The organism is Bordetella sp. (genome assembly GCF_057362025.1).
This window is the reverse complement of sequence record NZ_JBMQQZ010000095.1, coordinates 1-7,740: the sequence shown is the minus strand read 5'-3', so window position 1 is coordinate 7,740 and position 7,740 is coordinate 1. Positions and strand designations below refer to the sequence as shown.

Annotated in this window: 6 protein-coding genes; 3 read left to right on the top strand and 3 right to left on the bottom strand. The window is 64.6% G+C overall.

What is annotated here, in order from left to right; genetic code table 11:
• The first annotated feature begins 511 nt into the window (after positions 1-511).
• Positions 512-889 carry a nuclear transport factor 2 family protein gene (locus ACO1P8_RS21395; protein WP_094839894.1) on the top strand — a complete coding sequence of 126 codons (378 nt, stop codon included), beginning with the start codon at positions 512-514 and terminating at the stop codon, positions 887-889.
• A gap of 13 nt (positions 890-902) precedes the next feature.
• Here ACO1P8_RS21395 and ACO1P8_RS21390 read toward each other — a convergent pair whose 3' ends face one another.
• A complete protein-coding gene (locus ACO1P8_RS21390; protein WP_486297877.1) occupies positions 903-2,450 on the bottom strand; it encodes an ABC transporter substrate-binding protein in 1,548 nt (515 codons plus the stop codon).
• Positions 2,451-2,521: 71 nt separating this feature from the next.
• Positions 2,522-3,679, bottom strand: coding sequence for a C45 family autoproteolytic acyltransferase/hydrolase (locus ACO1P8_RS21385; RefSeq protein WP_486297876.1), 1,158 nt, complete (start codon positions 3,677-3,679; stop codon positions 2,522-2,524).
• A 255-nt stretch (positions 3,680-3,934) separates the two neighbouring features.
• Here ACO1P8_RS21385 and ACO1P8_RS21380 point away from each other — a divergent pair, with 255 nt between their 5' ends.
• Together ACO1P8_RS21380 and ACO1P8_RS21375 are read left to right on the top strand one after the other, a co-directional pair.
• Positions 3,935-5,434: a hypothetical protein gene (locus ACO1P8_RS21380; protein WP_486297875.1), complete on the top strand. Its 1,500-nt coding sequence runs from the start codon at positions 3,935-3,937 to the stop codon at positions 5,432-5,434.
• 45 nt (positions 5,435-5,479) lie between these two features.
• Positions 5,480-6,910, top strand: coding sequence for a hypothetical protein (locus ACO1P8_RS21375; RefSeq protein ID WP_486297874.1), 1,431 nt, complete (start codon positions 5,480-5,482; stop codon positions 6,908-6,910).
• Between the two features lie 101 nt (positions 6,911-7,011).
• Here the strand turns inward: ACO1P8_RS21375 and ACO1P8_RS21370 are convergent.
• Positions 7,012-7,740, bottom strand: a 729-nt coding sequence (locus ACO1P8_RS21370) for a TCP-1/cpn60 chaperonin family protein (RefSeq protein ID WP_486297873.1), incomplete at its 5' end; no start/stop codon positions are given.

Sequence of the window (7,740 nt, the reverse complement as noted above, 5' to 3'; positions counted from 1 at the left end):
GGCATGATGAACGCGTTGCCATCCTCACCGCCATTCGCATGCAGCCCGTCGCATTCAACTACGGCGTAGGCGCAGCGGGGCCGCGCTGGGCGGCCTCGATGCGACGTGCAATGCAAAATCTTCCAGCGGCAGCACCGGCAACCCACGAAGCGCAAGAACGCCGCCCGGCCCAGCGAACAGTGAGTAAGGCAAACCGGAGTCCGTCGGGGGTGGTGCCTGTCGGGGCCAGCCCGTTGAGGCCGAGCGAGCGGAATCGAAGGGAGGCGAGGCGCGGACGCCATCGCCAAGCACACCACAAGCGAACGCCCGCCGGACGAGATTAGCGACGCGGTGCCCGGCGCCCGCGCGCCGGGACGGACGATCGGGCTGGTCCCGACAGGCACCACCCCCGACGGACGGGATCAGCAAGACATCCGCCAACAGCACATATCAGCGCACGGCATCAGCAAGACCCACGCGATTCGTAAAGTACGATACTCATCCGTTGCCCGACGACGTCATGGAGATACGTATGGTCCCGCCAGCCAGCCCCGACCCCCGGATACTGAAAGCAGTCCAGCAACAACTGATCGACTACAACAATCGCGACATCGATGCCTACATGCGCCACTGGTCCGACGACTGCCGCAACTTCGAATTCCCCGACAAACTCCTCGCATCGGGAATCGACCAGGTCAGGGCCAGATACACCGAACGCTTCAAGGACGAAGCCTTGCATGCCAGACTGATCAACCGTATCGCCGTCGACGACATGGTGGTGGACCAGGAAGTCGTCACCCGCACCTTCCCCGACGGTATAGGCGAAGTCGACATCGTCGCCATCTATCGCGTCACCGAAGGGAAAATCTCCCACGCCTGGTTCAAATTCGGCCAGGTCCGCATGCGCTGAAGCCGTTCGCCGCCTACGGGCTCCGCGTCACCTCCCACGCGCGGGCCCGCTTCAAGGCCCACGGCGTATATCCCTTCACCGTCTCCCGGAACGCGGCCACATCCAGCCCATTGAACAACGGCATCATCGGCGCATCCGCCAGGAACAGCTTGTGCAGCGCATCGAACTGCGCCTGCCGCTGCGCCGTATCGGTAATCGTCGACGACGACTCGATCAGCGCCAGCGCCTTTGGATCGTCCCACACCTTGCGCGGCTGCTTATCCTTGTTGCCCGACATCATCTCGTAGTTCAGACTCGGATCCAATCGCGCGGAATAAGGAAACGTCATCATCTGGTACTTCCCGCTGTTGTAGCGGTCCAGCTGCGTCGTCCACTCCATCACATCCAGCCGCGTATGGATCCCCACCGCCTGCAGCATCGCCTGGATAATGACCGCCGACGTATAGGCTTCCGGATAGCGCTTCGTCGCGATAATCGCGATCTCCTGTCCCTTGTACCCCGACTCCTGCACCAGCTTCTGCGCCAGCGCCGGGTCGTACTTCCATGTCTCCCGCTGCGCCTTGTCGTAGTACGACGAAATCAAAGGCACCATCGACGTACTGGGCTGCATCAGGCCATCGCCCACCGCCGCCACCAACTGCGCATTATCGATCGCATGCACGATGGCCTGCCGCAGCTTCACGTTGGACAGCAGGGGATCGCGAGTCTGCATCAGCAATCCAGTCAAACTCATCACCGGCGACGAAGCCACCTTCACGCCTTGCACCGCCTGCATGGGCTTCACATCGGTGTACGACAGGTCCTGGATGATATCGATATCGCCGCGCTGCAGCGCCGCCTTCGCCGTCGCGTCGTCCGGCACGACCATAAAGCGCACCTCATCCACCAGTGGCCGCTTCGAGCCCGTAAAGCCGTCAAGCTTGCCATCCTGATTGGCGTAGTGTGGATTCCTGGCCAGGCTGATGTACTGCCCGCGCTTCCATTCCTTCAGCATGAAGGGGCCCGTGCCGATCGGCTTATTCCAGCTGCCATCCGCATTCAGCGAATCCCGGTGCACCACGCCGCTGCCGGCGCAATCGGGACGTGCCAGCGACGCCAGGAACAGCCCATAGGGCTTGTCCAGGCGATACACCACCGTATGCGCGTCGGGCGCTTCGATCGACGTCACCTTCGCCGCGCCTCTGCCATCGAAATCGCCACGGCAGCGCCACGCCGTCTTCGGGTTCATGAAGTAGTTCCAGCTCCACACCACATCCTGCGCGGTCAGCGGCGCCCCGTTCTGGAACATGACGCCATCGCGCAGCGTGAAGGTATAGGTCTTGCCGTCGTCGCCGATGGTATAGGACTTGGCCAGCAGCGGCTTGATCTCGGCATGTTCGCCGAACGCCACCAGCCCTTCGACGATATGCAATGCCACCATATCGCTGTTGGCGTCGCGATTCACGCCGGGCTCCGTGGACCGGATGTCGGCGGTCATCGCGATGCGCAGCGGCGCGGCATCGGTGGCGCGCGCGATGCCCGGGGCCGCCGCCCAGGCCAGGGCCATCCCCGCCGCGGCCATCCAGGCGGGGGCAAGCACCCGCTTCACGCGGGACGATACGGTGGCTATCCTCATGCGGAGGCTCCTGGCTGTTAGCGGGCGCCGGCCGTCTGGCCGTAGGTAAATACCTGCGGCTCGGCGGACAGGCTATAGCGCGTGTACACGCGATTGAGCGCCGGCAAGGGCACCACGTCCATCTCGCCGACCGCCGGTTCCATCACGACCATCGCGACGGAGGCGGACAGGTTGTCGTGGCTGCCCGGCCGCGGCGGCCGGCACACCGAATAGGGTGCGCCGAAATCATCGAAAAAGGCCGCCCGAAGATCGTCGCGCGTCAGCGCTTCGCGCTTGTTCAACAGTCGGCGCACGCGCCAATCGCGATACTGGCTTTCCGGGGTGCTGGCGCGGCCGGTATCGCGCAGCTTGCACAGGGCCACCTCGCTGACCCAGTGGTTGGCGTGCACGATCAGGTCATCTTCCCCCGGATAGATGGGGAAGGCCTCGTCCGTGGTGCATTCGAAGTCGATGCCGAAGCCGTCCGCCATGCCCAGCATGATGTTGTTCGAGCAGGATTTCGGCGTCGTTGCCACCGCCTTGATCGCCAGCGCGAAGTGCTGCTGTTCCAGCACCTTGCGGCGGATCAGCGACAGCGGCACGCCCAGCTGCGTGAAGTCGCGGTCCGATTCCAGGTAGTTCGCGGTAATCGAGATGCCCTTGCTGTTCAGTCCACTGCGCGCCAGGCCGCCTGCTTCCACGAAGGTCAGCATGTCGGGGCCATCGTCCTGGCGTATGCGCAGCACGATGGACGTTTCCGCGCATTCCGCGCGCCAATCCCAGTTCTGCCCGTGCAGCAGGTTCCCGGTGGCCGAGCGCTCGGGCAGTACCAGCGCACCCGTGCAGCCGTCGCCCGGCTCCAGTTCGGCGGCTTTCTTTTTCTCGGCGCGTGCCTTGGCAACCACTTCGGTGCGCGCATTGATCATCACGATGTCTTCGAGCGACACGCCGGCGCCGTCGGCGATCCCGCGCATCTCCTCGATGTAGTGGGCGCCGTAGGCCTCGATCTCCTTGGCGAAGGATGCGACCAACCGCTTGCGCGCCGTGCCGTCATAGCCCAGCGTGACCAGCGTCTGGCCATACATCGCCGCGCTCTTGCGCACCCGGTCCACCGCCGCGCGGCCGTACTGCAGGCCACGCTCGTAGGGCTTTCCGGCCACGGAAATGAAAGGGAACTGTTCGGGCGTGGTGGGCATGGCGTATCCGGGATGGAGGAAGGGCGGCGCCGGCGGGGAAGCGCCAGCGTGGCGCCCCCGGAGCAGGTGGGGCAGCTGAAAATTCTATCCCAAATTGGCGCCAAAAATATCGGGGATTGTCCCAGCATCCGCCTTCCCGCTTACTCGATCCCGGATTGATCCGAATGATGAACCGTACGGGGAACGGCCGGGGTCGCCGGAGTACGCAATCGGGCCGTATGGGCGCGATTCACATTACATCGATCACAGGTGTCCATGAACGTCTCTCACTATGTCAACATTTCCGCCGATAACCACATCGAAGGCAACGCAGGCACCCTTCAGCAGCGACTCGACACCCGGAATCCCCAACACTATGGCGCGATTCAGTTCCAGGGCCTGTGCCATTTCCTTGTCGCTCACGCATACGCGCCGCACCAGGCGCAGATCGCCGACATGCTTGGGCTGGTATCGTCTACCGGCACCGGCGAACGGGTATTGGCGGACTTGCAGGCATTAAACAGCCAGGGCGTGCGGATCGCGATCGGCCCGCGCGACGACCTGGGCCCTGACGACTCCCCTGTGCCGCTGTACGGCGTGTCGACCACGGTGGATGGCTGCGTCCTGTGGGACTGCTATTACGGCTTTGGCTGCGCGGCCGTGCATTCCGGACCCGACGCGTACAAAAGGCTGGTCTGGACCTTGGCACAGGTGCGCAACCTTGCCGCCGAAACCGCCTGGCCGGGCGTTCCGCCGCTGCTGCAAAAGCAGGTCGAGCCGGCCTTCATGGCCGAGCTCGCCTTGCGTACCGCGCCGGCGATCGCGTACTCGCAATTTGTACCGTCATTCCCAGTACGGCTGCATCCGCCAGATCCCGCATACATGCCGGACTGGTGCCGCGACGCAATCGGGTTCGACAATCTCGAAGGCCTGATGCCCGCCTGGTTCACGGACGCCGGCAAGCACGACCGCGACGAGCTGCTTGTCCTATTGCGTACCGTAGAGGGAACTGCCATCGGCCAGCGGCTGCTGGCCGATCTGTGGGTGTATGGCCGCTCCCGTGCCGTCATGTTGATACATCGCAGCGATAAGGGTACCGAGGGCGTGCACAAACTGGGCGAGGAAGATCCCATCTGGAGCTTCGACAAAGCGGCACTTGCCCGACATGCGAGATCCGGGGATCTGCTGGATAGCGAAGCGCAGGCCAGTGGTGCTTTTCTACGCCTACTCCGCATCCACGACATGCTGGCCGTCAAGCTGGGCATGTTGACGAAAGTCGTGGATAGGGCGGGCATGCAGGTCCAGTTCGAACACGAATTGATCGAAAGCCGCGCCAGGCGACTCATCGCGGACCCCGCGCACGCCCCATACCGCACCACCACCTCAACGTCCCGGGATGTCGAACGGCGGGTCGGCGCGGAGCCGGGACAGCGTCGCGGCGCGGCGGTATCGTCGCCGCTATCCGCGCCGCGGACGGCGAGCGTCCCCGCATTGCCCGTCGCGCCCGCCACGCCGGTGTCCACCGACCCTTCGCCGATGGCAACCCAGGCACTCGAGGACGATTCGGGCATGAGTCTACCCGTACCGTATGCGCCGGATGCCAGGCAACACAAAGGCATCGCGCGCTGGCTGCAGGACTCCGCGCGCGCCTTGGCCAGAACCTTCAACTCATCGTCTTCCAGGCCGCGCGTTCCGGTCGGAAGGCACAACGCCAACAACCCTTACGTCGGTATTCCAGGACGTGCGGGCGACCTCTCGCGTTATTCGGACGCCTAGCGGCTCGCCCTCTCGCCTTCTTTTACTGATTCACCGGAGATCGCCATGTTTCCCAACCCGACCCTATCCCCAACCTGCGCCGCGGCCAATCTGGTCGTGATGCCCGCCGCGGACCGTGTCGCGATAAACCAGGACGGGTATATCGAAGACAATCTCGACGGCCTGTTCACCACGCTCGTGGGCCCCGAGTACGCCCGCCATCGGGGCGAGTACATGGAGCGGCTCCGGCTGATCTACGCGGAGGATACCGGCCGGCTTCTGTTCGACAGGCTTACCGCATTGGGCGACCGTCACCGCGTTTATCCGGTGCTGGATTTCGTCATACCCCCGGATACCGATCCCGGTACCGTTCCGGCCGCGCCGGCATTGCCCGCTTCCCCAGTCTCGCCGGCCATACAGATAGATAACGGCCGCTGCGTCTGGGATCCCTTGTGCCTTCCGCTGGACCCGCACAGTACGGACTACCCCGCCCAATACAAGAAGGTGGAGGACGGCCTGATCGAGCTCTGCCACCTGCTGATGGCCACCAACGCCGAACATGTCTTCGCCACCGATGCCGCGCGCACGACGCTTCCCATCGGGTCGGAACCGGCGACACCCGTCGATCCGGTGTCCGCCTCGAACGGCCGCAGGCAGGCCCTGAACGCGGCACGTCCTTATCATCTGCCGGTCTGGAAGGGGGAAACGACGTCCGTGACCCTGCGCGACGATCTCTCCATACGCGTCAGCAAAGAACTGGGTCTTCGACGGGACGAGGTCCTGAACGTTTTGCGCGAGATCGGCCGGCACATGCCCGGCCGGCTGGTTTTCGACGATCTTGCGGTGTGCGCCAGAAAAGGCGGCACGCTAATCGTCGCGGAAGGCAACGGGAAGTCCGGCCTGACCGCCACCCGCAAAGGCGAGGTGGTGTGGCTGTTCGACGCAGGCGATCTGTCGCGCCGCTGCATACAGCGCGGCCTTTCCGAGTCGGGCAAGCCGCTCTATTCGGCCTTCGTTGACCTGATCACGGCACGGGACACGCTAGGCAAGAAGCTCGGCCTGGATTCCTACTGGATCGCGCGCAATTGGCTGAGCCGCCGCGTCGCCAGCGAAGAGTTCTGCCGCAGCATCAAAGACATCCACGCCATTGAAGGCCAGTCCAGCCCGGAACACCCGCAGGATCCGGTCCACGCCGTTGCCACGCCGCCGACTCGTATTGCTTCGCGAAACGACGCCGCAAGCACTGCCGCAGTAAACCCGCACGCCACGCCGGTACCGGCCGAGGACGCCGCGTTGCGTGCCGCGCCACCGCGCCGGCGCCTGGGACGCGGGATAGTGCAGGGGATGGCGAGCATGTGGCGCGCGGTACAGGCGCGCCTGGGCGTGGCGCAGGCGTCCCGGGATCCCATGGACGGCTCGCAGCCGTACGATGCGCTGGTTGCCTTCGTTCCCGACTATTCGGTTCCCAACGAATACACCTCGGCCTCGCGCCGATAGGCGCTGCGGGCCTTGCCGCAAAAAAAAGCCAGGTTCGCAATGAACCTGGCTTTTTTGCAGCAAGTGCCCCGGCAAGGCCGGGGCCAGCGGATAGGACTTGCTTAGAAGTCCATGCCGCCCATGCCGCCCATGCCACCCATGCCGCCGGGCATGCCACCCGGGGCAGCGGGCTTGTCTTCGACCAGCTCGACCACGGCGGCCTCGGCCGTCAGCAGCAGGCTGGCGACGGACGCGGCGTTTTGCAGCGCGGTGCGGGTCACCTTGGTCGGATCCAGCACGCCTTGCTCGACCAGGTCGGCGTACTCGCCGGTCGCGGCGTTGTAGCCGTAGTTGCCCTTGCCGCTCAGCACGGTATTCACGACCACGCTGGCTTCTTCGCCGGCGTTGGTGACGATCGTGCGCAGCGGCTCTTCGACGGCGCGCAGGATCAGCTTGATACCGGCGTTCTGGTCAGGCGTGTCGCCCTTCAGGCTGGCAATGGCTTGCTTGGCGCGCAGCAGGGCCACGCCACCACCAGCCACCACGCCTTCTTCCACCGCGGCACGCGTGGCGTGCAGGGCGTCTTCGACGCGGGCCTTCTTTTCCTTCATTTCGACTTCCGTCGCGGCACCGACCTTGATGACCGCCACGCCGCCGGCCAGCTTGGCCACGCGCTCTTGCAGCTTTTCACGGTCGTAGTCCGAGGTGGCTTCCTCGATCTGGACGCGGATCTGCTTGACGCGCGCTTCGATCGACTTGCCGTCGCCGGCGGCGTCGATGATGGTGGTGTTTTCCTTGCCCACTTCGATGCGCTTGGCCTGGCCCAGATCCTGCAGCGTGGCCTTTTCCAG

What these genes read in the sequence shown, in the direction of transcription:
- ACO1P8_RS21380 (WP_486297875.1), top strand. Translation starts at nt 3,935, where the DNA reads ATGAACGTCTCTCACTATGTCAACATTTCCGCCGATAACCACATCGAA.
- ACO1P8_RS21395 (WP_094839894.1), top strand. Translation starts at nt 512, where the DNA reads ATGGTCCCGCCAGCCAGCCCCGACCCCCGGATACTGAAAGCAGTCCAG.
- ACO1P8_RS21375 (WP_486297874.1), top strand. Translation starts at nt 5,480, where the DNA reads ATGTTTCCCAACCCGACCCTATCCCCAACCTGCGCCGCGGCCAATCTG.
- ACO1P8_RS21390 (WP_486297877.1), bottom strand. Translation starts at nt 2,450, where the DNA reads ATGGCCGCGGCGGGGATGGCCCTGGCCTGGGCGGCGGCCCCGGGCATC.
- ACO1P8_RS21385 (WP_486297876.1), bottom strand. Translation starts at nt 3,679, where the DNA reads ATGCCCACCACGCCCGAACAGTTCCCTTTCATTTCCGTGGCCGGAAAG.